Here is a 24,303-nt window from a genome sequence, read left to right as displayed (position 1 = left end):
ATCACTCACTCACTGGTTTTGTTGTCTGACTAATGAAAATTCATCAGCGCTTTCAAATTCCTGCAGCACGTTTTGTCTTATTTTTTGAAACGACGGATGTGTCCTTTGGCGGGGAAACGGCAGATCGATGCGGATCAGCCGCTGTATCCTTCCCGGATGCGTCCCCATGACAACGACACGATTGCCGAGATAAACAGATTCGTCCAGATCGTGTGTGACTAAAATCATGGTTGTCTCCGTTTCCAGCCAAATCTGCAGAAGGACCTCCTGCAAATGCCGGCGGGTAAAAGCGTCCAGCGCTCCGAATGGTTCGTCCAGTAATAAAACTCCCGGTTTTCTCAATAAAGCTCTGGCAATTGCCACCCGTTGCGACATTCCTCCGGACAATTCTTTAGGATAGGCCTTCGCAAAGCCTCTGAGTCTGACAATATCGATTAACTCATCCACTTTTTTTCGAATGGCCGCTTTTTTGAGCGGCAGATTGCCGGCGATATTTTCTTCAACGGTCAGCCACGGGAACAGACGATGTTCCTGAAAAACAAATCCCTGTTCGATGCCGGGCCGGTTCACCGCACGTTTACCGATTTGAACACTGCCCTCATAATCAGAATCCAGGCCGGCGATGATTTTTAACAGAGTACTTTTCCCGCAGCCGCTGGGTCCGATAATGGTGATAAATTCACCATTATCAATGTCGAGGTGAATATCATCAAGCACAGTCATGACCCTTTGTCCCTTGGCAAACGATTTATTTCTGATATCGATACTGATCTCCAAACCTGTCTCACCCCAATTATTTTTAATGTTTCTTCTTCGGGCACTATGATCAGGCATTTGTCATTTAAAGAGGCGGCAGGCTAATGTACAATGACGGTTCGGATGCGATTTTTCGAAAGTACTGATATAATAAAGAGTGTGTGTTGCGGGTAACGGTTCGGGACGTCGTGGGTGCTGAGCCGTTACTCCTTTTTTTGAATCCGGGATTTTAAAATTCCAGTAGATGTTCCGGCCGGCCAGTCAAATAGTGTCATCTTATTTTTATTTATGCATGATTGTCCGGCACTTGGCGATCTCTTTATCATGGACATTCTCTTTCCCCCCTTTCCCTTGATTGTTTAAAGAAAATTCAACAAATAGACAATTATCACTTTAAATGATGTGATTGACCTCATATTAATTCCTATATTCTTATAAGTCAACTATGAATTGAATTTTTCAACCGCTGTTCTACTTCTTTCTTCCGTTGTTTCCCCACTGCGGCCGATTGTTCAAATAATTGAAATCCATCTTTTAATCCATTAAACTCAGAGTAGTTAAGCCGACGATTTAAGATTTTTCAGCACTCCCCTATCTCTCTCTGAACGGAAGATGAATCGTGCAGGAACGGTTTTGAAATTAATGAATGCGAGGAATAATATATGCCTGACGACAAACGACTTTCCCACTCAAGTCTGATGACAAAGGGTTATTTCGGACTTGAACGGGAAAATTTAAGAATTAATCCGGACGGATCCCTGGCCTTGACGCCCCATCCTGCCGCATTCGGAGACAAACTGACCAACCCCGAAATTACAACGGATTTTTCTGAGAGTCAGATTGAAATCATCACACCTGTTTCGACCTCTCTTCCCGAGCTGCTGTTCCGTGAAAAATACCTGATAAAAAAAGTCTATCGGGGAATCGGCCCCGAGCTGCTCTGGCCGTTGAGCAGCCCGCCCGCGCGCCTGCCTGCGGAGGAGCGGATCCCAATAGCGGACTTCGGTCCGGCGGGAAAAGATAAAAACGACTACCGCGCCTATCTCGCCCAAAAATACGGACGGCGCAGACAACTCTATTGCGGCATTCATTTTAATTTTTCATTTGCCGAAGAAAATCTGTACAATGAGGGAGCAGGCGTAGAAGAACGGAACCGGCTTTATCTGAAGATGGCAGCTGTAGCGATGCGCTATCGTTTTTTTCTTGTTCATCTGCTGTCGGCAAGCCCCGAGACGCACGGCGGCGTCTGTTACCGATCCGCCCGTCTCAGCGCTTCCGGCTATAAAAACATCGAACCGGTCTATCTTGATTATTCGAATCCCGCCGCGTATCTCGCTTCGCTGTCGTCTGCCGTGGAGACAGGGCTTATTGAAAGTCCGCGCGAGCTGTATCAGCTTGTCAGGATTAAGGGAAAAGGATTTGAAGACCTCATGTGGCGGCCCGAGGCCGACCGGATCGAACTGCGCATTCCGGATCTGAATCCGCTCTATGCAGAGGGTATCAATCCTGATGACTTGTATTTGATGCATCTTTACTTAATGTGGGCGGCCCAGGAGGAAGACGAACCTTTTGACCGCGAAAGCCAGGCATGGGCGGATCGATTATCCGATGAGGCGGCACGGATGGCCGTCTCCGATCCCTTGGCGTATCAGATGCGCTATGTATTCGGCAGGCTCCGTTCTTTCGTCCGGCAGAAAAATCTGCCTGAAATTTACGCAAACGCGCTCAATCAGGCAGAAGGAAGATGGCTCCATCCGGCTCGCAGATACGCGGAACGGATCTGCGGACGTATCCACGGAGAAAGTACGTTCGCTGCCGGCACGGTCCTCGCAAAAAAAATAAAATCCGTTTACCTCCATACGGCAGAGAGCCGGCGGGCTGAATGACGATCGTCCGCGCGCTCCGTCCCCCGAAGCGCGCGGAGAAACTTAAACAAATGTTTGCTTAACGCGGCTGTTCTGCATCCGGGCCGGACGGCTGCCGCCTGCTTGCAGAAAACTTCAAGTATCGTTCCCAGCTATCGCGGCAGGGAACGTGCTTTTTATGGGTTCGCTTTTTTCAGGCGGGCCTTCCGCCATTCCGATCTCAGAAGGCTGTATATTTCGTGATTGACAAAATGATCATAGATCCATTCGGCATCGCGGATTGTGCCTTCATGTGCGAAACCGAGCCGTTCGGGAATTGCCCGGCTTTTTGCATTCTGGGTGGCCGCCCCGATCTCGATCCGGTTTACAGCTGTCGTTTCAAAGGCATCGTCAATAACCGCCCGGCAGCACCGTGTCATGATGCCCTTTCCCTGCCTGTCTCCGGAGAGCCAGTAACCGATGCTCGTTCTCCGGTTTTGTAAGTCGTACGGATGAAAGCCGATCATCCCGCACAGTTCGCCGCGATAAAGAATTCCGGCCTGAAATCCCAGTCCCTGGCGAAACTGTTCCGTCCAGCCGGCAATCGATGCAAAATAATTTTCCGCCGATGTGACACGATCCACCCAGGGGAGAAATTCCCGCAGATAGTCGCGCTGTCTGTCGATCAGAACAAACAGCGGGAACGCGTCAGGCTGTTCTAACAGTTTAAGCTGAATTTCGTCATCCACCCTGAATGTAAACATTTTTATTCCCCCTGATCCGGGCGGACGGCCCGAACGGTTTATTTGCGTAGAGCGCAGCTATAAAAGTATATGCCCGCCGCACATCGGTTTGATTAAAATGTTTCCCGATTGCCTGTGCCTTTTCAACGGCCGACTCGCGGGGCAGCCGATCGAAATAAAGCAGAATGGATACGAGTTCGAGAAAGGCAGCCGTCTCGGCATTAAGCTTTTCCACTGCACTTTTAACAGACGGAAGCTGATTTTCCGCGTGCGCCAGAAAAGTTCTGCCTTCTTCGGTCAGCCGATAGCAATAGCGGCGTTTGCCGCCTGTCTCCTTCTGTTTTTCTAAAAGGAAACCGAAATCGCACAATTCTTCCAGCTGCATCGTCAGTTCTTCGGAATAAGGCCCATAGAAAAGAAAGCGATAGGTTTCATGAAACGGAAAACCTATCTTTTGCAGTATGTATACCATTTTCTGCAGCTTCTTTCTGCCGGCGATCTCGCCTGCCTGATCGATCAAAGCCGCAATTTTAGCATGATCCTCCAGCATTTTTGCAAATTCCCCCCGATTAATATTGATTTTATCTGTATTGTCCGGCCGCAGCGGCAAAAACAAGTCAGCCATTTTCAAACTGCGGCCGGCATGGCTTGGCCGCTATCGTAGACAGGTTTCGGCGTTGCCAAAAAGCGAATCGGTTTCTGGCTATTCGCACTTATTGGTTCCAGGCCGTTTACTGTCGATTCTTCAGGCGTTACTGAAGCCTCCTTGCGATGAACTGCTGATTCGTGGCCATTTACTGATGATTGGCCGCTCTTTTCTGTTGACTGTCCGGCCGTGTGTTTCTGTGAGCACATGGAAATCGGCTTTTTCTGCCTCTGTTGTCACAGTCTCCCGAGAAAATGGCTGCATTGCCGCTCAATGAAGCGCTCTGCTTTATTGCGGATGGTCCATAACTTTGAATCTGAGACGGCGGTGAACAGATGGTTTGAGGATCTTCCAACGAAAAAAGAATTTTCGGTCAGGAACGTACACAGCTTCTGTCCGTACGCCCTGTGCATCACGCAAAAGTCACCGCGTTCCGTGAAAGTACATCCTGTGAACTGCTTCGGAATCATCATGCTCTGTGCGGCGAACATCTCCTGCCTTGCTGGAGCTGCCGCATCTGCGGACAGTGCACCGTACTTTTTCATATATGCAAGAGTTCGCATATTTCTTTTTTTGCTTTTGAGTGATTCGGCAGGTCGAGCACCCTGTCCTTCGGATAATACAATTTATGATCGGTACGCCTTTTTCCCGTAATCGCGCCTACGACATCCGATTCCTGCGATAATTCATGCAGCTTGCCGTCCGGCATCAGCAGCTGAATCGGCTGACGTTCTTCCTCTTCACCCGGACGATAAAAATCATATGGGCAATCCGAAGAAGAATCGACCTCAAGATAATACTCCGGATCGATTCCCGCCTCGATGAATGCTTCTTTTAATTTATCGTCAACATTCAGCTGATCTTTTGAGATCTGGACGTATTTAAAGAGGCGGCGGTTTATGAAGCGGCGGCACAGGTCGCTGAGAATCGGATCATCCTCCTCCTGCCAGACCTGAAAGAAGTACATGATCACTGATTCGTCCAGCCTTAAATAATCCTGAAGCGTCATCCTGCCCTCAAAAAGCGTCTGCAGCGGAACCGGCCGATACTTGAATCTGAATCCGGAACGATACAGCATTTTGGCCCGGTGAAGGATTTTGGTCAAAATAACTTCGGCGCTTCGTGTCACCGGATGAAAATAAACCTGCCAGTACATTTGATAACGGCTCATGATGTAGTCTTCCACCGCGTGCATGCCCGAAAGCTTGAAAACGATCTGATCATTACGGGGCCTCATCACACGCCAGATCCGTTCCATATCGAAATGGCCGTAGCTGACGCCCGTGAAATAGGCGTCACGCAGCAGATAATCCATCCGATCTGCGTCAATCTGGCTGGAAATCAGGCTGACGACCAGCCGGTTCTTGTACGTTTTCCCAATCACATCTGCAACTTTTTGTGGAAAATCGCCGTCAACCTGTTCCAAAAGGCGGTGAATCTCCGTATCGCCGAGAATGATCGCCTGTGTATACTGTTCGTGATCGGTGCCGAACACCTTTTCAAAAGAATGCGAGAACGGCCCGTGCCCGACATCGTGCAGCAGCGCCGCGCACATTGAGAGCAGCGTCTCTGAGTCGTCCCAGTCATTTCTGTTTTTAAAAATATGAATCATCTGGCGTGTAATCTCGTAGACGCCGAGCGAATGGCCGAAACGGCTGTGTTCCGCCCCGTGAAAAGTCAGAAATGTCGTCCCCAGCTGGCGGATGCGCCTCAGCCTCTGAAATTCCGCAGTGCCGATCAGATCCCAGATCAGCCGGTCGCGGACATGAATATAGCGATGCACCGGATCCTTGAAAACTTTCTCTTCATCCAGCCTCTCAAACTGTTGGGTCACGACGACCACGCCCCTGTTATTTTTCTCCGTTCAGCCACCGTATCCGAGGCCTTTCCGGAGGGCTCTGTGACCCATTATAGCTTTTTTATGCAAAAAAGGGAACGGCCGGCCGGCGCGGCTTGTCTAAACAGGAACCCTCCCTGTGTTTCTCTTCTTTGCCATTCATCTCGTTCCGTTTTTGCATTTCCGTTCGCCCTCCTCCGAAACATACACGGAGCGCAGCGGCTTCTGCGCCATGACGGACAGCGCATGCTTCGGACAGAAGATTCTTTGTTTCTATGTCATCGCCCGGCCGGTTGATTTTATGAAATCCGTATAGTACATTGATAAACGATGTCAATAACTTTCACTCTATCTAATATTAAAGATAAAATGCTGTTCTTCCAATTCATGTGGCCAGCCGGACTGCGGTGTGAAAACGTTTTCTGTTTTTCCGAAAAGCGATCTGCTTATACGAGCGGCAGTCTATTCCTTTGAATGTTCATGCGAGCAGCGATTGATTCTGCTGAAAAGGAAAATACCCTGCCGGACCGACGTTAAATGGCGGAAACGACCGATCTCTTCTTCGGCCGGCCGCGTATTCCTGTAAATCGCTGCAAAAACCGCCGGAAAACGCTGCCTTACCATCAGTAAAGCGCGAAATATCGCCAATAACGTGCGGGAGAACCGACAGGAACAGCCAAAGAATCGGCAGTAAACGGACCGGAAACTATGGTTTCGGTCGCGCCAGGCAGTTTTTCGGTCGTTACACTGCGTTTATCGGTCGGGACCAGGAGTTTATCGGTCGCGCTCGGTTTTTCGATCACGGCCGCGAGTTAATCGAACGTGAGCTGCTATTTTGCGGGCGGCGGCAGACGATTATCGGCCGGAAACTATGGTTTCGGTCGCGCCAGGCAGTTTTTCGGTCGCGCTCGGTTTTTCGATCACGGCCGCGAGTCGATCGAACGTGAGCTGCTATTTTGCGGGCGGCGACAGACGATTATCGGCCGGAAACTATGGTTTCGGTCGCGCCAGGCAGTTTTTCGGTCTGCCTTGGCTCTGTATCGGTCGGCACAGGCAATTTTTCGGTCGTTGCACTGCGTTTATCGGTCGGGACCAGGAGTTTATCGGTCGCGCCCGGTTTTTCGATCACGGCCGCGAGTCGATCAGTTGTTGCTCCTCGTTTATCGGTCGCTGCCGGAAAGGGAATTTCATTCCTCATATCGCCTCGCCGCCGGTAAAAACAAAACAGGGGAAAACTTATCCTGTCTCTTTTCAAAGCCGGGATTTTTTATGATAATAGCAAGGGGGGGCTGCACGGAATGACGAAATCAATGGCAAACGGGCTGCTATTGTTAGCTTCTGTCTTTTGGGGCTCCGGATTTGTCGCTATAAAAATAGTACTCGATGCCCATGCGTCTTCAGGATTCATCAATTTTTTCCGCGGCGTTATTTTTGTTGTGCTGGCATTTATGCTCTTTCACAGAAACATTTTAAAAATGACCCGCCTGGAATTCAAAATCGGGCTGATTGCCGGGCTGCTCAATTTTGGCGGATATATGACGCAGACCATCGGCCTCTTGTATACGACTCCGTCGGATAATGCTTTTATTTCCTCAACCTATGTGGTGATGATCCCGATCATAGCCTGGATCGTCTTTCATAAAAAAATTCCGGTTAAAAGCGTGATTTCTCTGCTTTTCTGCCTGCTCGGCATGGCCGTACTGACCGGAGTATTGAATCGGGCGTTCACTTTCAATCTCGGCGATGTATACTCTTTGATCTGCGCGCTGTTTTACGCAGGCTCCATCGTGTATCTGGGTTACGGAGCAAAAATAGCGGATGTCAGCGTGATCGCTTTTATGCTGGCGGCCGTCCAGGCAGCAGGTGGATTCGTTTTTTTTCTGCCGGGAGGGGTCGGACAGTTCGCAGCCGTCAATTGGTCCGTTGCGCTCTGGCCTTTGATTTATGTAGGCGTCATTTGTTCATTTGTCGGTCAAACCTTGCAGATTTTGGCACAGAAACATACTACCGCAACATCTGCCGGACTGATTATGATGCTTGAAGGCGTTTTTGGCAGCATTTTTTCGATCATTTTTGGTTATGATCATTTAACAGCCCATTTATTTTTCGGAGGATTGTTTATCACACTTTCACTTATTCTTATGGAAGTCGACTTACAGCATTTTCCATCTGGATTGCACCGGCATTCTCATTCCAAGAGCGGTATGTGAATTTTTATAAATCCTATGTTTTGAACGGTTCCCTTCAAGAGCCTGTCCCGCTTGATTTCTATAAAAGGCTTCTGCGAAAATTGGCCGTTATCCAATTTATGGCATTGTCATCGGCAAATTGCCGGTCCGGAAAAAAGCGAAAAAGACGTTATAGATAATCAGACTTATGATATGGACGCGAAAAGATGCTATACTGAAACCGATTGAACGACAAAATTAAACAAAAGAAAGTGAATTCGATGAAAATAGCCGTTTTTGATTCTGGTATCGGCGGAATGAGCGTATTGTACCGGATCATCAAATTATTGCCGAATGAAGACTATATTTACTATGCGGATACGGCGCATTTACCTTACGGAGAAAAATCTAAAGACGAACTCAAAAAATATATTTTCCAGGCGGCGGATTTCCTGATGGCTCATGACTTAAAGGCCTTGGTGATCGCATGCAATACGGCGACCAGCGCAGCGATTGAAGATCTGCGCGAATATTGTCCCTTCCCGGTCCTCGGCGTTGAGCCCGCGGTAAAACCGGCCGTTCTGGAAAGTGAGAAAGAGAATAAGAAAGTGCTGGTGCTGGCAACAAGGCTGACACTTAAGGAAGAGAAATTTCACCAATTGGTCGAGCGCGTCGACAAGCACGATATTGTCGACGGCCTCCCGCTTCCGGGGCTTGTCACCCTGGCCGAGGCCTTTCATTTTCAGGAAGATCAGGTTGTGCCTTACTTAAAAGAACAGCTGAAACCGTTTGACCCGAATCAATACGGCACCGTGGTTCTGGGATGCACCCATTTTCCGTTCTTCAAGGACAGCATTCAAAAATTGTTTCCTGAAAAAACAGACATTATTGACGGCAGCGTGGGAACGGCGAAGAACCTGAAACGGATTCTGGAAGAACGTCATCAGATCGGCGGCGGAACGGGAGCCGTGTCCTTTTATCAATCCGGCCGGAAAGTGGAGGACAGGGAGACACTGAATCGTTATCACCAATTGCTGAAGAGGCTGGATCATTTACAATGAGCGCAGACCGGCCTTCATCCGCAGCAGCGCAACACCGATTGAATGAAAAGCGGCGGTGCCGGAACAGCCGGCAACATAATGCTGAAACACATAAACACCTCCCGGCAGGTTTCCTGCCCGGGAGGTGTTTGATTCAAGCCGGCTTATCTTTACCGATCCGGCCGGCAAAATCATGATGCGGCTCAATCAGGCATTTCTCCGCTGCCGCGGCAGCGCGGCCTACCCGGAGCGGCCGCTTTTCAAGCGTACATTGCGTGTTTCCGTTCGTATGCGGCAATTTCATCTTCGTACCCCATCGTCACGGCAATTTCATCAAGGCCTTTAACAAGCATCTCTTTCTGATAAGGATCGATAGCGAACGTGTAGCTGAACCCGTCCCCCGAGATCAGCTGTTCCTGCAGATTAACGGTTAGATGGAGGGACGTTTTCACGGCATAGGCGATCAGCACATCCGTTTTTTCCTTGTCCAGCCGTATGGCGAGAAGCCCGTTTTTCTGGCAGTTATTATAAAAAATGTCGGCAAAACCGGGGGCAATGATCACCTTGAAGCCATAATCCCGCAGGGCCCAGGGCGCATGTTCCCGTGAAGATCCGCAGCCGAAGTTATTGCCGGCGACAAGAATAGAAGCTCCTGCATATTTGGGCTGATTCAATACAAAATCCGGATTTCTGCCGCCGTCCTTGTTAAAGCGCCAATTAAAGAAAAGACATTCGCCGAATCCTTTCCGTTCGATCCGCTTCAGAAATTGTTTGGGAATAATCTGATCGGTATCCACATTTGCCCGGTCCATCGGGCAGACAAGCCCTGTAAAAGTTCGAAATGGTTCCATGAATTTACCTCCTCAATCAGTGCACTTTCTCAATTTCTCTGACGTCAACGAAATGGCCGCTGATCGCTGCAGCCGCGGCCATCGCCGGGCTGACAAGGTGTGTCCGCGAACCGGCCCCCTGGCGTCCTTCAAAATTGCGGTTGGACGTTGACGCACAGCGTTTTCCCGCCGGAACAATATCGTCGTTCATCCCGAGACACATGCTGCAGCCGGACTGGCGCCATTCAAAGCCCGCATCTGTGAAGACTTTGTCCAGCCCTTCCTGTTCCGCCTGGCGCCGGATCTGCTGCGATCCGGGAACAACCAGCGCACGGACGTCCTGATGGACATGCCTGCCGCGAACGATTTCCGCCGCCTGGCGAAGATCGCTCAGCCGCGAATTGGTACACGATCCGATAAAGACGACATCAATCGGAATTGCGGCTATCGGGGTTCCAGGTTGCAGACCCATATAGGCGAGAGCTTTTTCGGCGGCCTTCCTTTTCTCCTCGGAACCGAAAGAGCCGGGATCCGGAATTGTGTCTTTAATCGACGATCCCATGGACGGATTCGTACCCCAGGTTACCTGCGGTTCAATTTCAGCCGCATCGATCTCAATCGTCCGGTCATAAACCGCCCCTTCGTCAGTCGCCAACGCCAGCCATTCTTCCGCTGCCCGTTCGAACGCCTCGCCTTTCGGCGCGAATCGTCGGCCGCGGATGTATTCGACCGTCGTTTGATCCGGACTGATCAGACCGGCCCTGGCTCCTGCCTCGATCGACATGTTGCAGACAGTCATCCGTTCTTCCATCGACAGATTGCGAACAGCTTCGCCCGTATATTCGGCGATGCAGCCTGTGCCGACCGAAATACCGTATTTCGCGATAATAGCCAGGATCAGGTCTTTCGCGGCCACTCCCGTGCCGAGTCTGCCGTTCACCCGGATCTGTATGGTTTTCGGCCGTTTCTGCCACAGCGTCTGAGTTGCCAGCACGTGCTCCACCTCGCTCGTACCGATGCCGAAAGCGATCGCCCCGAACGCGCCGTGAGTCGACGTGTGGCTGTCGCCGCAGACGATCGTTTTCCCAGGCTGAGTCAGACCTAGTTCGGGGCCGATGACGTGGACAATTCCCTGGTTCGGGCGATAAACGTCCGCCAGCTCAATACCGAAGTCCGCACAGTTTTTTTCCAATGCGGCAATCTGAATTTTGGAAACCGGATCCTTCGTCTCGCGGTTTTCCGTCGTCGGCACATTATGATCGACAGTCGCGAACGTCCGGTCCGGCCGCCTGACTTGCCGCCGATTCAGGTGCAGCCCCTCAAACGCCTGAGGGGAGGTCACTTCGTGAACAAGGTGGAGATCGATATAGAGCAGGTCGGGCTTTCCTTCCTCACGGTGAATCAGGTGATTTTCCCATATTTTTTCGATTATTGTCCGTGGTTTCATTCCATTCCTTCCTTTCCTGAAGCTTTAACCGACTATCTCATCAGACCGGGGCCCCTGCGGTTCGCCGGTACACGCAGCAGATGCATGATCGAATGATCGGGTCTTTCGAAATTCTTCATCTTTCAGAAAAATCGTCTTTCCGCAATTGATTGCCATCCCGGAACATATCACTTTTCAGGGGAGTTCATGACAGCCGGGCCGCGGACCGGCTGCGTACACGGATCAAACAGGCATGCCCTTTAACTTGCATGCTTTTTTCATCGCTCAAAAAGTTTCATTCAGCGCGGCGATAACCTGATCGGTCATTTCCGCAGTATTGACCGGGATTATCTGTTCCCCGCCGGTTTTCAGATCCGCCGTGCGGAAGCCGCGTTCGAGAACTTTTAAAACCGCCCTTTCGACAAGTGCCGCTTCACGGTCCATATCGAGCGAATAGCGGAGCAGAAACGCGGCGGACAGGATCGCCGCAAGCGGGTTGGCCTTTCCTTGTCCGGCTATGTCCGGAGCCGATCCGTGCACCGGTTCATACAGGCCGATTTTATCCGCCCGCAGGCTTGCCGACGGCAGCATGCCGAGCGATCCGCTAATGACGGAGGCCTCGTCGCTCAATATGTCGCCGAACATATTCTCTGTGACGATCACGTCAAATTGGCCGGGATTGACGATCAGCTGCATCGCCGCCGAATCGACCAGCAAGTGGCTGACCGCAACATCCGGATGGCGGCCGGACAATTCGTTCACGACTTCCCGCCAGACGCGGCTTGACTCCAGCACATTGGCTTTGTCGACGGAAGTCAGTTTCTTTTTTCTTCCTTCGGCCAGCCGGAAAGCTTTTTCGACGACGCGTTCAATTTCGCCGACACTGTAAGCCAGTGTATCGACGACCTGCTCGCCGCGCCGCTCGCTCGGTGTGCCGAAGTAAAGGCCGCCCGTCAGCTCGCGGACGATTACGAAATCGACATGTTCCACATAGTCTCTTTTCAGCGGCGAGTTGCCGAGCAGCGGTGCAAACGTTCTGACCGGACGCAGATTGGCGAAAAGGCCGAGCGTCTTGCGGAGGCCGAGCAGCCCTTGTTCGGGACGGACCCGCATTGACTGCTGATCCCACTTCGGACCGCCGACCGCCCCGAATAAAACTGCGTCGCTCGCCGCACACTGGTCAACTGTATCCTGAGGAAGCGGCGTGCCGTCCGCATCAATAGCGGCCCCTCCGATGCGTTTTTCGACAAACCGCACATTGCACCCTTTTTTTTCAAAAACGTCTTTCAACACACGGACAGCGGATCCCGTCACTTCCGGGCCGATCCCGTCGCCGGGAAGCACCGTAATCGTCCTTGTCATTTCCATTCCCCCGTTCCTTTCGTTTTCAATGGGTGATCTTCGTTTTCCCCGTATGTGCGAACAATGACAGAAGATCTTTGTCGCTGATTTCCTTCTTTTCATCCGCCATTTTCTTGAACGCTTTAAAAGATTGATCAACCTGCTCCTCCGACAGCTGCACGCCCAGGTCTGCCGCCCTCATTCTGAATGCGTGACGGCCGGAATGTTTCCCGAGCACCAGCCGGCCGGTATCCAGCCCGATCAGCGACGGCGACATAATTTCATAGGTTGCCCGGTTCTTCAGCACCCCGTCCTGATGAATGCCCGCCTCATGGGCGAAGGCATTGGCTCCGACAACTGCTTTATTCTTCGGAACCGGGCTGTTCATCAGTCTGCTGACCAGATCGCTCGTCCGCTTGATTTCATCCAGCTTCAGCCGGGTGAACGTTTTGTACGTATCCCGGCGGACATGCAGCGCAACGCCTATTTCTTCCAGAGCGACGTTGCCGGCCCGTTCACCGACACCGTTCATCGTACATTCGACCTGACGGACTCCGGCCTGAAGAGAAGCGAGCGTATTCGCCGTCGCCATCCCGAGGTCGTCGTGGCAGTGGCAGGAAAAACACACGTGGTCGGCATTCGGTACGGATTCCCGAATATAGGTGAACATGTCCGCATACTCCCGAGGTGTATCATAGCCGACCGTATCGGGAAGATTGATGACCGTTGCTCCAGCGTCAATCGCTGCCGTCACAACTTTTGCTAAAAAAGCCGGATCACTGCGTGTGGCGTCTTCCGCCGAAAATTCGACCTGCGGAAAGAACCGTTTGGCATAGCCGACCGATTGAGCGGCGCAATCGAGAACGTCGGCCGGTGTCATGTGCAGTTTATCAGCCATGTGTATCGGCGATGTTGCAATAAATACGTGTACGCGCGGATTTTCCGTGTTTTTCAATGCCCGCCAGGCGGCGTCGATGTCGCTCTTCAGACACCTTGCAAGCCCGGTAACCGTACTGCTCTTTACCGCATCGGCAATGGCGGCCACTGCCTTGAAATCATCCGGCGAAGAAGCGGGGAAACCCGCTTCGATGACATCCACGCGGAGCCGTTCCAATTGCAGGGCGATCCTCATTTTTTCATCATCGTTCAGACTGCATCCCGGCGACTGTTCTCCGTCACGAAGTGTCGTATCGTAAATTTCAACCTTCTCCATTTTCGCAAACTCCTTTCTCATATTTTCATCACAATCACAGATCCCGGCCGTCTCTCTTTTTACCGAACTCGTTGACACACTTGTTTTATAAAAAATAAAAGAAGCCTCTCCGCGCCCTGCAGCGACTGCAGGGGCGAAAAGGCTTCTTTTCACGGTACCACCCGGCTTTCGCTATTCCTTGCGAAATAGCGACTCGGCGGCAGATTCAGATCACGCTGAACCTGCCTTTTTCTTAACAGGTGTCAGAAACACCCGGTCCGCCCTACTCATTCCTTTTCAGGCAGACACTCGGAGGTGAGCGCATCATCGGGGGCGCCGCCGGATTTTCACCCGCTTCCGGCTCTCTGAAAGGCACCGCGCCGCGATTTTTTCCTCCTCATCGATTTATCGCACGGCTGGCAGTTGAAAATGCCGGCCGCTTTGTTTTTAAACTCAAAAGGTTGTGAATTTTATGATACACGTTTTTAGAATTTTGTCAATGATAATAAAAATATTGAATCTTTCTTCTTTCTCATGATCGGATGGCCATTGAAAGCCGGCCGCCGTGCCGTTCGACAATGACTCCGCCGCCGTAAAAGGCGGTCATGTTTTCCGGCGTCATGATGTCGGCGGTCAATCCGGACTGATAGACCGCGCCCTCTTTAAGCAGCAGAGTATGGGAAAAGCATGGCAGGATTTCGCCGACATGATGGGTGACGAAAATCATTGTCGGAGCGTTTTCCGATTCGGTAAATTCCTCAATCAGCGTCAGCAGCCGTTCCCGGGCAAAGATGTCAAGCCCGTTGCACGGTTCGTCCAGAATCAGCAGCTCGGGAGATGCCATCATGGCACGGGCGATCAGGACACGCTGCTTTTCCCCCTGAGAAAGCGTGCCGTACGGCCTGGAAGCAAACGGCGAACAATGCATGAGCTCCAGCAATTCTTTCGCTTTGCGGACGTCTTGCGGATGAACGGCTTCATAAAGCCCGATGGAAGCGAATTTACCGCTCAGCACAATTTCTTCCGGAAGTTCATGCGGGCGCAGCTCGTTTCCGAGCGCGGAACTGACCCAGCCGATTTTCTTGCGCAGCTCGCGCAGGTCCCCCTTGCCGAACGGCATATCGAGCACCGACAGCGTTCCGCTCGACGGCCAGATATAGCCGTTAATCATTTTCAGCAGTGTCGTCTTCCCTGAACCGTTCAGTCCGACCAGAGACCAATGTTCCCCTCTTCTCACATGCCAGGTCACGTCTTTCAGCACCTCTTTATTTTGGCGCCGCCAGCTGACATGGTTTGCATTAATGATCATCGCACCGTCCCCTTCTTTGCCTTTTACGAAAAACGGAGCGTGCAGCGCGGCAGCAGCGGGAGTCCGGCTTTCCCCGCGCGAAAATTTTAAGATGGACGTCCTCTGCCCCGATATCCCGCCTGAAACGCTGTCCGCGCGCTCTGCGCTACTCCGCCGAACCGGCCCGTTCGCACCGCTCAGCCATTTTTTTGACCTCGGGCAGCATCTCCAGATCGACATTTCCGCCGCTGACGATCACGCCGACATGCCTTCCGCGAATGGCGGAACGGCCGGACAGGGCCGCGGCAAACGCAGCGGCTCCCGCTCCTTCGACGAGCAGTTTTCCCCGCTCCAGCATCAGGATCATGGCCTGTGCGATCTCATTGTCGGATACGGTCACCAGATCATCGAGATAACGGGCGATCAGCGGGAAAGTTTTCCGGCCGGCTTCTTTCACAAGGATGCCTTCCGCCAGGCCGCCCACGTGCTCCGATTTGACGGGACCGGTATGATAAAAAAGATTGAATACTGAAGGACACCGTTCGGACTGCACGCCGATCACCCGGATATCCGGTCTGATGTTTTTCAGACACGTTGCCGTGCCGGCCGCCAGACCGCCGCCGCCGACAGGTACCAGGACCGTCTGAAGATCCGGACATTGCCGCAGCATTTCCAAAGCGACCGTTCCCTGTCCGGCCATGATTTCAAAATCATCAAAGGCGTGCACCAATACCGCGCCGCTGGCCTGACAGTCCGCTGCTGCCGCCTCGTATGATTCCTGATAGGAGCCGCCGGCAAGGACGACGTCCGCACCGTATGCCTCCGTTGCCCGTACTTTCGCTTTCGGCGTAGCAGCGGGCATAAAAATCTTGGCCCTGATCCCCTTTTTTGACGCGGAGAGGGCGACTCCCTGAGCATGATTGCCGGCCGAAGCGGCGACAATCCCTCCCGGCGGCAGCAGCGGCAGATGGAGCATCTTGTTCAGCGCCCCGCGCAGCTTGAACGATCCGGTCCGCTGGAAATTTTCCAGTTTAAAGTGCAGGTGTGCGCCCGTTAAACGGTCGAACGTCGCCGACTCGACCATTGGTGTCTTATGGACATACGGGCCGAGACAGCGCATTGCCTCGAATATGTCGGTTAGTTGCAAGGAATCCCCAAAATCTTCACACTCCTTTTGAGTTTGCTTTTCAATGCGGCCTGTGGGTGTGGGACAGCCGGCCGCCGTCGCTTCTTACTGCGCCCCGCCTGATCATTCATCAGAAAATGCGGGCACGGGAAGGCGGAAATACGGTGTTTCCGCCAGGCCGCCCATCCGGACAGAAACCGCTATTTTTTTTGATTTCTTTCAGATTCCAGCAATTATTGAGCAACATTTTCAGTGATGTCTTCACTGTCCTGCTTGCCTTGTTTGACAAACGGCATGAGCCTGCGCAGTTTTCTGCCGACCCGTTCCAGTTCCGAATTGCTCTCTCTTTCCATGAGCGCGTTGAACATCGGCCTGCCAACCTTGTTTTCGAGCAGCCAGTTGCGGGCAAATCTACCGGATTGTATATCCTCCAGCACTTTTTTCATACGGGCTTTCGTATCTTTATCGATGATATACGGACCCACTGTGAAATCGCCGAATTTTGCCGTATCGGAACAGGAGTAGCGCATGCCTGTCAGGCCGTTTTCATAGATCAGATCGGTGAGCATCTTCATTTCGTGACACGTTTCAAAATAGGCATTTTCCGGCTGATAGCCTGCCTCGACCAATGTCTCAAAACCGGCCTGGATCAAATGAGTCAGCCCGCCCATCAGCACCGCCTGTTCGCCGAACAGATCGGTTTCTGTCTCTTCCTTGAACGTGGTTTTCAGAACACCGGCACGGGCTGCTCCAAGGCCCTTAGCATAGGCGAAAACAAGCGCTTCAGCCTGACCGGTCGCATCCTGCTCCACGCCGACAAAAGCCGGAACGCCGCCGCCATTAAGATATTCCCGGCGGCAGAAGTGGCCCGGACCCTTGGGTGCAACTAAAAAGACATCGACGAAGTCCGGCGGAACGATCTGGCTGAAATGGATGTTAAAACCGTGGGAAAAGCCGAGCGCATTGCCGGGTTTCAGTCCGGATTCAACCTCCTGATAGTAAACCTGTGTCTGCCGCTCATCCGGCAGCAGCATCATAACGACATCCGCTTCTGCAGCTGCTTCCTTGACCGATCTGACATCAAATCCATCACGGGCCGCTTTGTCCCATGATTTGCCGGGTCTGACGCCGATTATCACCTGGAATCCGCTGTCGCGAAGATTCTGTGCCTGTGAATGGCCCTGCGAGCCGTAGCCGAGAACAGCTATCTTTTTGCCGCGCAGAACGCTTTCATCGATATCTTTGTCATAGTAAACATTGGCTGTCATTTTGCAGTTCCCCTTTGTTTTTTCCGATTTTTTCATGCATTCTTCCAGGCTGCGGAAGGCCCTTCCCGAAACCGATAGGCGGTTCAGCCATTGCCATTTGTTCCCGTTGCCGTATTTTCTTCTTCGCCGCGCTTCCTGTTCGCAGACGGTTCCGAGATATCGGCTGCCGAAATCACGTCGACCAGCTTGTTCAGCTGGCCGATCAGCTGCCGGGCCTGCCGTTCATTTTTAATATCCGTCACGATGTTCATATCGGACGTCGTTCCGGATCTCTGGTACGTCAGGCTGCCGATATTCAGTCTGTATCTGGAAAAAACGGCAGCGACCCGGGACAGAGCGTCCTTTTCAGCAGAAACCTTTGCGTGAACGGTTCTGTTCATTGTTTACACCCCGATCATTTCATTAAGCCCTTTCCCCGGGGCGACCATCGGGAAAACATTGGCCATTTGCCTGACCCGGCAATCGATCACCCAGGGGTAGGGATCCCGGAGGGCTTCGGGAAACACGCGGCGCGCATCCTCCTCCGCAGCCACACGGACACCGCGGATGCCGTAACTTTCCGCGAGGCGGACAAAGTCAGGCTGCACGGAAGGAATGGAATGGGCGTACCTTTTGTCATAAAAAGCCTCCTGCCACTGCCTGACCATGCCCAGCGCATGATTGTTCAAAATAACAATTTTGACAGGCAGATTCAGCTCGGCAACCACGGCCAGTTCCTGAAGCGTCATCTGAAAACCGCCGTCGCCGACAATCGATACGACTGTTTTTTCCGGTTCGGCAATCTGCGCGCCGATCGCCGCCGGGAAACCGAAGCCCATCGTGCCGAGCCCTCCCGATGTCACCCAGCGATTGGGCCGGTCGAAAGAATAATACTGAGCGGTCCACATCTGATGCTGTCCGACGTCTGACGTCACGATCGCATCGCCGCCGGTATGGCGGAAAACATGTTGGATTACGCTCTGAGGGGCCATCCCCCCGTCATCCGCGTCTGTGCCGAAAGACAGCGGGTGCGCTCCGGCATACTGCTTCAGATGTTCCAGCCATCGGTGCCTGTCTCCGGACGGGCCCGTTGCCTGCAGCAATTTTTTAAGTACGGCCCGGGCGTCTCCTGCAACCGGAATCACCGTCCGGACGTTTTTCCCGATTTCCGAAGGATCGATATCCACATGGGCGACAGCTGCGCCCGGCGCAAACCGGGCAGGATTTCCGGTCAGGCGGTCATCGAAACGCGATCCGATGTTGATGAGCAGGTCGCATTCCGAAAGGGCCATATTGGCCGCATACGTTCCGTGCATGCCGGCCATCCCGAGAAAAAGCGGATGGGACGCCGGAAAACTGCCGAGTCCAAGCAGCGTGCTGACGACAGGCAAATGATGCTTTACTGCATAAGCACGCAGCAGATCCGCCGCCTTCGCGTGGATGACGCCTGCTCCCGTCAGAAGAACGGGTTTTTCAGCTGTTTCAACGGCACGGACCAGTTTTTCGACCTGCGCCACATTCGGCTCCTTCAGGAATCGATAGCCCGGGAGATCCATGTCCGTACCCGGCCGCTCCCGTTTCACTGCCGCCGCGCAAATATCCTTGGGCAGATCGACGAGCACGGGACCCGGGCGCCCCGTCGTCGCGATATAAAAAGCTTCCCGGACTATTCTTGGCAAATCATCTGTATTTTCGATCTGAAAGCTGTATTTGGTCGCCGGAATGGTCATTCCAATCACATCTGCTTCCTGAAAGGCGTCCGTTCCGATAACCTGGGTCGACACCTGTCCGGTAAAAACAACGAGCGGCAAGGAATCGATACAGGCATCCATCAGCCCGGTTACCAGATTGGTCGCGCCCGGACCGCTTGTCGCGATGACTACGCCCGGTTTTCCAGAAACGCGGGCATAGCCTTCCGCCGCATGAATTGCCCCTTGTTCGTGTCTGGCCAGGATATGTCTGACTTTCTGTCTGTAAAGCGCGTCATAAATCGGCAGGACGGCCCCGCCCGGATAGCCGAAGATGACGTCGGTTCCTTCCCGGAGGATCGACCGGATCATGACATCGGCACCCGTTTCCAAATGTGACCCCGCTGCGGCTGCGGTTTTTGTTCTGACATCCACGCGCGTTCCCCTTCCTTCTCAGATTTTTGTTATTAAGTTCCGGGTCTTTTTCCGTCCCATTGATTTGGCAAATAGACTCGCTGAATCAGCAGATCCTGCGATCGCTCTATTCAAAAGTCCGTTTCTCCCCGCCAACTTTTCGATTCCGAACAAACGGCTCCGGAGCCAGTTTCTGAAAGCGATTTTTTGAGAGGATTGTCACACATACTAATCCAGATAAAAAAATCAGTCAACCTTTTTTAAAAACTTTTAAAAAATTTTAATTTCAAAAATTAAGGCCAATAGTTGGAAGCAAAAAAGGTCTGTAAAATTTTGGTGGAAATCGTAAATTCCCCTTTCCTATGCGGAAGATAAACAGATGATGGAACCTTTTCGGCCGATATCTGATTTTTTTAAAGAGCGTATTTAATTTGTAAACTTGGGTTGACTTTCTTTTGGACGGGTGTTATATTGAGCTATACCAAAGCGACAAATTATTCAGACAAGGAGTTAATCATCATGACTTTCCCATTTGATGACCGAGTGTTGTTGAGCATTATTCTTATTAGTTAGGATCCTGACAATCGTGAAAAAACTAACGACTGTCCGGGTCCTAATTGGCTTCAAATGGGATCCGGGTACAAGGCTCCCATCCGCAGTTCGGAATGGGAGCCTTTTTCTATGCCGTTTATGCAGCGGCGCTGGCAGAATGGTTTCAACAAAAAGTCTTCGCCGGGACAGAAACGCCGGTGGAGAGATTTTTGCCATGGTAAAGGGGTGATGGAACTTCGACCGGAAAGAACGTCCGCTGAGAACACGCTGTCCGGCGGTTAACGCCGCCGGGAACCGGTGCATTCTGTGGATGCATGGACTGTCATGGCCTGTGCAGCTCAAAGGCCGCTGCATCCGGCGGAAGTACGGCCGGCAGGCAGCGTCGGTGCCGTCTCAATCCGGTGGATGTACGATCTGCATTCTGCCGGCGGAGTCGGCGGATCTCTGGAAAGGTAAGCCGGGCAATGCGGAACTCGTTGTATTTTTTGTAAAGCCAAAAACAGAGAGGATGAAGAAACATTGAGAAGCGACGAAATCAAGAAGGGCGTTGACCGGGCACCGGCGCGCAGTTTGCTGAGGGCCACCGGAGTGGTGAAAAACGAGGAGGATATGCGTAAGCCGTTCATTGCAGTATGCAATTCATATGTCGATATCGTTCCCGGACATGTCCACCTCCGGAAACTGGCCGATGTCGCCAAACAGGCGATCCGGGAAGCCGGCGGAGTCCCGTTCGAGTTCAATACGATCGGTGTGGATGACGGCATCGCCATGGGTCACATCGGCATGCGTTACTCGCTGCCGAGCCGCGAACTGATTGCCGATGCTGCCGAAACGATGATCAACGCCCACTGGTTTGACGGAGTTTTCTATATCCCGAACTGTGACAAAATCACGCCGGGGATGCTGCTGGCAGCCGTACGCACCAATGTTCCCGCCATTTTCTGTTCGGGCGGGCCGATGAAGGCCGGTCTCTCGGCCACCGGAAAAGCGCTGACGCTGTCTTCGGTTTTCGAGGGCGTCGGCGCCTTTAAAGAGGGGCGGATTTCAAAAGAGCAATTTCTCGATATTGAAGCAGCGGCCTGTCCCACCTGCGGATCCTGTGCCGGAATGTTTACCGCCAATTCGATGAACTGTCTCATGGAAATGCTCGGAGTTGCGCTCCCCGGAAACGGCACCGCTCTCGCAGTTTCCGAAGAAAGGCGCAACTTAATCCGAAAATCGGCATTTAAGCTGATGGATCTGGTTAAAAATCAGGTCAGGCCGCGGGACCTGATCACACCGGAAGCTGTCGATGATGCCTTCGCGCTCGATATGGCAATGGGCGGATCGACAAATACCGTACTCCACATGCTGGCCGTCGCCTCAGAAGCCGGCATCGATTATAACCTCGAACGGATCAACCGCGTCGCGGAAAAAGTTCCTTACCTCGCCAAAATCGCTCCAAGCTCTGCCTTTTCCATGCAGGATGTCCACGAAGCCGGCGGCATATCGGCCATCATTAAAGTGCTGACCGATATGGGCGGCGTGATCCATCCCGATCGAATGACCGTTTCCGGTCAGACAATCCGCGAGAATGTCGCACAGGCCGACATTAAAAATCCGAAAGTCATCCATCCGCTTGATCAGGCGTACAGCAAGACCGGCGGTTTATCCGTCCTCTTCGGGAATATCGCCCCGAAAGGAGCGGTCATCAAAGTCGGCGGCGTCGACCCGTCCATCAAAACATTCACCGGAAAAGCGATCTGTTTCAATTCACACGATGAGGCGGTTGAAGCAATCGACAATCATACGGTCAAAAAAGGCCACGTTGTCGTCATCCGTTATGAAGGACCGAAAGGCGGACCGGGCATGCCGGAAATGCTGGCACCGACATCCTCTATTGTCGGACGCGGCCTCGGAAAAGATGTGGCGCTGCTTACGGACGGACGGTTCTCCGGCGCGACGCGCGGCCTATCGGTCGGGCACGTTTCCCCGGAAGCGGCGGCGGGCGGGCCGATCGCCCTCGTCAAAGACGGCGATACCATTACCATAGATTTAGTGCAACGCACCGTCCATCTTGACGTTTCGGAGTCGGAACTGGCCGATCGCCGGAATCAGTTGAAACCTTTTGTCCCGAAAGTCAGGAGCGGCTATCTGGCCCGCTATGCGGCTCTCGTCACTTCCGCTCATACGGGAGGCGTCATGCGGCTGCCCGAAGCCTGGAACGATGCAGCACAAGAGAAAAAAGCGGCCGGTACCGCAAAATAATTTTTCAGAGACTTCATAGATATTTGAAAACAGAAGGGATGAAGCATCATGAAAGCCATTGTTTCCACAGGACGGTTTTTAGGAAAATATTTTGCGCTATTCGTCCTCGCCGGCGCAGTTATCAGTTATTTTCAGCCGAACCTGATCCTCTGGGTTCTGCCGTATGTTTCTCTTCTACTCGGCTTGATCATGTTCGGCATGGGCGTCTCTCTGAAAAGGTCCGACTTTGCCGCAGTATTTAAGAGGCCTAAAGATGTAATCGTCGGTGTCTGCGCACACTATTTGATTATGCCCTTGGTCGCCTACGCACTCTGCCTGGCTTTTCATCTGCCAAATGCGCTGGCTGTCGGCGTGATATTAGTAGGCTGCTGTCCGAGCGGCACGGCATCCAATGTCATGTGTTACCTTGCAAAGGGCGACGTCGCGCTTGGCGTTTCAATCGGCGCTGTCTCGACACTGATCGCTCCGGTCATGCTGCCCCTGATCCTGTGGCTGCTTGCAGGCCGCTGGGTTCGTATTCCTACCGGATCCCTGTTTATCAGCGTGATTGAAATTGTCATCCTGCCGATTGTTCTGGGCGTACTTGTCCACACATTCGGAGGAAACAAAGTCGAAAAAGGGGCTGAAGCTCTTCCGCTCGTCTCAACAATTGCCATTATTCTGATCGCCAGCAGCGTCGTTGCCGCTAACCACGCGTCACTGTTTGCAGCGAGTACTCTGATCCTGATCCCCGTTGTCATGCTGCATAATCTGCTAGGCTTTGCATTAGGGTTCTTCTTCAGCCGGCTGCTCGGCATGAATCATCCGAAAAGCCGTTCGATCACCTTTGAAGTCGGCATGCAGAATTCCGCACTGGGCGTATCGCTGGCAATGGCCTTCTTCTCACCGGCCGCCGCCATTCCGGGCACTTTTTTCAGCGTCTGGCACAACATGTCCGGTTCGGTCCTGGCTTCGTACTGGGCCAGCAGGGGAAAAAAAGGAAAGGTGCCCGTCGTCGAAGCCGTTCAAAACTCGGTCAATTGACTCGGCACGCAGCTGCCGCTAAAAATTACTTAGTTATATATAATAGGTAGAAAAAATATGGCCTCGTCCGACGGCGGCCATATTTTTTTAATGGATATCCCCATCCGTTCAGTCGGGCCGCGGCGCAAAAACGCCGGCAATTCTTCCAAAAAGCGATCGCTCGGCACGGGCGACAGCCTATTCTTTTGAATGTTCCTGCGAACGGCGATTTATTCCGCTGAAAAAGAGAGCTATCATGCAGAACAGGCGTTACATGGCGAAAACGTCCGATCTTTTTCTTCCGCCCGCCGCGGATTCCTGTAAATCGTGGTGAAAATCGGCAGGAAATACCAGCTTATCAGCAGTAAAAAGCAAAATATCAACGGTAAATGGCAGAATATCGATAATAACGTGCGGAAAATCGACAGCAAACAGACTGGAATCAATAAGTGCGGATAATCAGAACAGAAAGATTGTCCCTGATTGATGGATCAGCCGCGGCCGGAGCCTTATTAACCGCTGTTCCCGTTTTATCGATCATGGCCGGCAGTTTATCGGCCGCTATGCCGGCTTTATCGGTCGTCGCCGGCAGTTTATCGGCCGCTATGCCGGCTTTATCGGTCGTCGCCGGCAGTTTATCGGCCGCTGTGCCAGCTTTATCGGTCGTCGCCGGCAGTTTATCGGTCGCCGTGCCGGCTTTATCGGTCGTCGCCGGCAGTTTATCGGGTCGTGCCAGCTTTATCGGTCGTCGCCGGCAGTTTATCGGTCGCTGTGCCGGCTTATCGGTCGTCGGCGGCAGTTTATCGGTCGCTGTGCCCGTTTCGCGGCACCTGATCTATCAAATTGTTGCAGAAGTTTGATCGCGGACACACTCTCTGTCTTTCGGGATTGATCATCTCAGGAAAAGTCGATCATC

General features: G+C 52.5%; 19 protein-coding genes and 1 pseudogene. 6 read left to right on the top strand and 14 right to left on the bottom strand.

Going from position 1 to position 24,303, the window contains the following annotated elements:
• Positions 1–9 precede the first annotated feature (9 nt).
• Complete coding sequence (locus Q6A92_RS11460; protein ID WP_274398884.1) at positions 10–777, bottom strand: ABC transporter ATP-binding protein; 768 nt, start codon at positions 775–777, stop codon at positions 10–12.
• 641 nt (positions 778–1,418) lie between these two features.
• On the opposite strand from Q6A92_RS11460, the gene Q6A92_RS11455 reads away from it, so the two are divergent.
• Entirely contained in the window at positions 1,419–2,642 is a 1,224-nt protein-coding gene (locus Q6A92_RS11455; RefSeq protein WP_332238240.1) for a glutathione synthase, read from the top strand.
• A 155-nt stretch (positions 2,643–2,797) separates the two neighbouring features.
• On the opposite strand, the gene Q6A92_RS11450 is transcribed toward Q6A92_RS11455, so the two are convergent.
• From Q6A92_RS11450 to Q6A92_RS11435, 4 genes are all read right to left on the bottom strand, one after another.
• Complete coding sequence (locus Q6A92_RS11450) at positions 2,798–3,364, bottom strand: GNAT family N-acetyltransferase (RefSeq protein ID WP_274398887.1); 567 nt, start codon at positions 3,362–3,364, stop codon at positions 2,798–2,800.
• A complete protein-coding gene (locus Q6A92_RS11445; protein ID WP_274398888.1) occupies positions 3,342–3,893 on the bottom strand; it encodes a YwgA family protein in 552 nt (183 codons plus the stop codon). Before Q6A92_RS11445 ends, Q6A92_RS11450 begins: the two co-directional genes overlap by 23 nt.
• Positions 3,894–4,530: 637 nt before the next feature.
• Positions 4,531–5,823 carry an HD domain-containing protein gene (locus Q6A92_RS11440; RefSeq protein WP_274398889.1) on the bottom strand — a complete coding sequence of 431 codons (1,293 nt, stop codon included), beginning with the start codon at positions 5,821–5,823 and terminating at the stop codon, positions 4,531–4,533.
• 979 nt (positions 5,824–6,802) lie between these two features.
• Complete coding sequence (locus Q6A92_RS11435) at positions 6,803–7,024, bottom strand: hypothetical protein (RefSeq protein ID WP_332238239.1); 222 nt, start codon at positions 7,022–7,024, stop codon at positions 6,803–6,805.
• 100 nt (positions 7,025–7,124) lie between these two features.
• Between Q6A92_RS11435 and Q6A92_RS11430 the strand changes: the two genes are divergently transcribed.
• Together Q6A92_RS11430 and murI are read left to right on the top strand one after the other, a co-directional pair.
• Positions 7,125–8,036 carry a DMT family transporter gene (locus Q6A92_RS11430; RefSeq protein ID WP_274398895.1) on the top strand — a complete coding sequence of 304 codons (912 nt, stop codon included), beginning with the start codon at positions 7,125–7,127 and terminating at the stop codon, positions 8,034–8,036.
• A gap of 239 nt (positions 8,037–8,275) precedes the next feature.
• Positions 8,276–9,055: a glutamate racemase gene (murI, locus tag Q6A92_RS11425; protein WP_332238238.1), complete on the top strand. Its 780-nt coding sequence runs from the start codon at positions 8,276–8,278 to the stop codon at positions 9,053–9,055.
• A gap of 239 nt (positions 9,056–9,294) precedes the next feature.
• Here the strand turns inward: murI and leuD are convergent, their stop codons facing one another.
• The 9 genes and pseudogenes from leuD to ilvB all read right to left on the bottom strand — a co-directional run bounded on the left by leuD (position 9,295) and on the right by ilvB (position 19,607).
• Positions 9,295–9,885, bottom strand: coding sequence for a 3-isopropylmalate dehydratase small subunit (leuD, locus tag Q6A92_RS11420; protein WP_274398898.1), 591 nt, complete (start codon positions 9,883–9,885; stop codon positions 9,295–9,297).
• A 16-nt stretch (positions 9,886–9,901) separates the two neighbouring features.
• A complete protein-coding gene (leuC, locus tag Q6A92_RS11415) occupies positions 9,902–11,311 on the bottom strand; it encodes a 3-isopropylmalate dehydratase large subunit (protein WP_332238237.1) in 1,410 nt (469 codons plus the stop codon).
• Positions 11,312–11,575: 264 nt separating this feature from the next.
• Positions 11,576–12,652 carry a 3-isopropylmalate dehydrogenase gene (gene leuB, locus Q6A92_RS11410; protein WP_274398903.1) on the bottom strand — a complete coding sequence of 359 codons (1,077 nt, stop codon included), beginning with the start codon at positions 12,650–12,652 and terminating at the stop codon, positions 11,576–11,578.
• 61 nt (positions 12,653–12,713) lie between these two features.
• Positions 12,714–13,844, bottom strand: a pseudogene (locus Q6A92_RS11405) (2-isopropylmalate synthase); the annotation flags it as partial.
• Positions 13,845–14,355: 511 nt separating this feature from the next.
• Complete coding sequence (locus Q6A92_RS11400) at positions 14,356–15,132, bottom strand: ABC transporter ATP-binding protein (protein ID WP_332238236.1); 777 nt, start codon at positions 15,130–15,132, stop codon at positions 14,356–14,358.
• 145 nt (positions 15,133–15,277) lie between these two features.
• Positions 15,278–16,231: a threonine ammonia-lyase gene (locus tag Q6A92_RS11395; protein ID WP_274399196.1), complete on the bottom strand. Its 954-nt coding sequence runs from the start codon at positions 16,229–16,231 to the stop codon at positions 15,278–15,280.
• A gap of 239 nt (positions 16,232–16,470) precedes the next feature.
• Positions 16,471–17,505 carry a ketol-acid reductoisomerase gene (ilvC, locus tag Q6A92_RS11390; protein WP_332238235.1) on the bottom strand — a complete coding sequence of 345 codons (1,035 nt, stop codon included), beginning with the start codon at positions 17,503–17,505 and terminating at the stop codon, positions 16,471–16,473.
• Between the two features lie 83 nt (positions 17,506–17,588).
• A complete protein-coding gene (locus Q6A92_RS11385; RefSeq protein ID WP_274398908.1) occupies positions 17,589–17,885 on the bottom strand; it encodes an ACT domain-containing protein in 297 nt (98 codons plus the stop codon).
• A 3-nt stretch (positions 17,886–17,888) separates the two neighbouring features.
• Positions 17,889–19,607: a biosynthetic-type acetolactate synthase large subunit gene (gene ilvB / locus Q6A92_RS11380; protein ID WP_332238234.1), complete on the bottom strand. Its 1,719-nt coding sequence runs from the start codon at positions 19,605–19,607 to the stop codon at positions 17,889–17,891.
• A gap of 1,050 nt (positions 19,608–20,657) precedes the next feature.
• Here ilvB and ilvD point away from each other — a divergent pair.
• The 3 genes from ilvD (at position 20,658) to Q6A92_RS11365 (ending at position 24,247) form a co-directional block, all read left to right on the top strand.
• Positions 20,658–22,385, top strand: coding sequence for a dihydroxy-acid dehydratase (gene ilvD / locus Q6A92_RS11375; protein ID WP_274398911.1), 1,728 nt, complete (start codon positions 20,658–20,660; stop codon positions 22,383–22,385).
• Positions 22,386–22,433: 48 nt separating this feature from the next.
• Positions 22,434–23,408 carry a bile acid:sodium symporter family protein gene (locus Q6A92_RS11370; RefSeq protein ID WP_274398913.1) on the top strand — a complete coding sequence of 325 codons (975 nt, stop codon included), beginning with the start codon at positions 22,434–22,436 and terminating at the stop codon, positions 23,406–23,408.
• Between the two features lie 452 nt (positions 23,409–23,860).
• Positions 23,861–24,247, top strand: coding sequence for a hypothetical protein (locus tag Q6A92_RS11365; protein ID WP_332238233.1), 387 nt, complete (start codon positions 23,861–23,863; stop codon positions 24,245–24,247).
• Positions 24,248–24,303: the final 56 nt, after the last annotated feature.

This window comes from Sporolactobacillus sp. KGMB 08714 (assembly GCF_036598985.1).
Lineage (GTDB): Bacteria > Bacillota > Bacilli > Bacillales > Sporolactobacillaceae > Sporolactobacillus.
This window is presented reverse-complemented; position numbering and strand designations above follow the sequence as displayed.

What these genes read in the sequence shown, in the direction of transcription:
- Q6A92_RS11450 (WP_274398887.1), bottom strand. Translation starts at nt 3,364, where the DNA reads ATGTTTACATTCAGGGTGGATGACGAAATTCAGCTTAAACTGTTAGAA.
- Q6A92_RS11445 (WP_274398888.1), bottom strand. Translation starts at nt 3,893, where the DNA reads ATGCTGGAGGATCATGCTAAAATTGCGGCTTTGATCGATCAGGCAGGC.
- Q6A92_RS11400 (WP_332238236.1), bottom strand. Translation starts at nt 15,132, where the DNA reads ATGATCATTAATGCAAACCATGTCAGCTGGCGGCGCCAAAATAAAGAG.
- leuB (WP_274398903.1), bottom strand. Translation starts at nt 12,652, where the DNA reads ATGACAAGGACGATTACGGTGCTTCCCGGCGACGGGATCGGCCCGGAA.
- Q6A92_RS11370 (WP_274398913.1), top strand. Translation starts at nt 22,434, where the DNA reads ATGAAAGCCATTGTTTCCACAGGACGGTTTTTAGGAAAATATTTTGCG.
- leuC (WP_332238237.1), bottom strand. Translation starts at nt 11,311, where the DNA reads ATGAAACCACGGACAATAATCGAAAAAATATGGGAAAATCACCTGATT.
- leuD (WP_274398898.1), bottom strand. Translation starts at nt 9,885, where the DNA reads ATGGAACCATTTCGAACTTTTACAGGGCTTGTCTGCCCGATGGACCGG.
- murI (WP_332238238.1), top strand. Translation starts at nt 8,276, where the DNA reads ATGAAAATAGCCGTTTTTGATTCTGGTATCGGCGGAATGAGCGTATTG.
- Q6A92_RS11455 (WP_332238240.1), top strand. Translation starts at nt 1,419, where the DNA reads ATGCCTGACGACAAACGACTTTCCCACTCAAGTCTGATGACAAAGGGT.
- Q6A92_RS11435 (WP_332238239.1), bottom strand. Translation starts at nt 7,024, where the DNA reads ATGAGGAATGAAATTCCCTTTCCGGCAGCGACCGATAAACGAGGAGCA.
- ilvC (WP_332238235.1), bottom strand. Translation starts at nt 17,505, where the DNA reads ATGACAGCCAATGTTTACTATGACAAAGATATCGATGAAAGCGTTCTG.
- Q6A92_RS11395 (WP_274399196.1), bottom strand. Translation starts at nt 16,231, where the DNA reads ATGCGCTGTCTCGGCCCGTATGTCCATAAGACACCAATGGTCGAGTCG.
- Q6A92_RS11430 (WP_274398895.1), top strand. Translation starts at nt 7,125, where the DNA reads ATGACGAAATCAATGGCAAACGGGCTGCTATTGTTAGCTTCTGTCTTT.
- Q6A92_RS11385 (WP_274398908.1), bottom strand. Translation starts at nt 17,885, where the DNA reads ATGAACAGAACCGTTCACGCAAAGGTTTCTGCTGAAAAGGACGCTCTG.